This window comes from Sulfitobacter sediminis, assembly GCF_040811725.1.
Classification (GTDB): Bacteria; Pseudomonadota; Alphaproteobacteria; order Rhodobacterales; family Rhodobacteraceae; genus Sulfitobacter; species Sulfitobacter sediminis.
In genome coordinates this window covers 1-490 of the sequence record NZ_JBFNXX010000104.1, presented here as the reverse complement: position 1 = coordinate 490, position 490 = coordinate 1, and the positions used below count along the sequence as shown (strand labels likewise).

Here is a 490-nt window from a genome sequence, read left to right as displayed (position 1 = left end):
GAACAGCCCGCGTATCTCGTTCGCCAGATCAATGCATTTTCGCTGAACTGCCTTTCGACTGCTCAGTAACGCACGGACGGCATGTGCCTCCCGGCTCTTCATGTGGACAGGGTTGAACCAGCCAGAACGAAGTACGTTGGCGATCCCCCGTGCATCTGTCTTGTCGGTCTTGTTGCGCATGGCCGAAAGCGCGGCATTCACTTGTCGCGCCTCCATACACACGACGTTCAAGCCTGCCGCCTGCAATCCGAAGAACAGGTGTTGGCTCATCGCGCCAGCTTCAAAGCCAATCCGCAGCTCTGATGCATTAAACCTCGCCAGACAGTGCACAATGTCTTCGATCTCACATGCGGCCGATCGCTCGAGAACGGCATTGCCTTCAGCGTCAATCACGCAGATCGCAACCGACCGCAGTGACACATCCAAACCCACAAAGTAATCCATCTCGTTCTCCTCAGATTGCAGCAATTGCCGCAAGTCTATCGAGAAC

1 protein-coding gene is annotated in these 490 nt (G+C 55.3%); it reads right to left on the bottom strand.

Annotated elements, in window-relative coordinates; all coding sequences use genetic code 11:
• The coding region (locus tag AB2B41_RS23355; protein ID WP_367880229.1) for an IS110 family transposase at positions 1–444 on the bottom strand (444 nt) is incomplete at its 3' end.
• Positions 445–490: the final 46 nt, after the last annotated feature.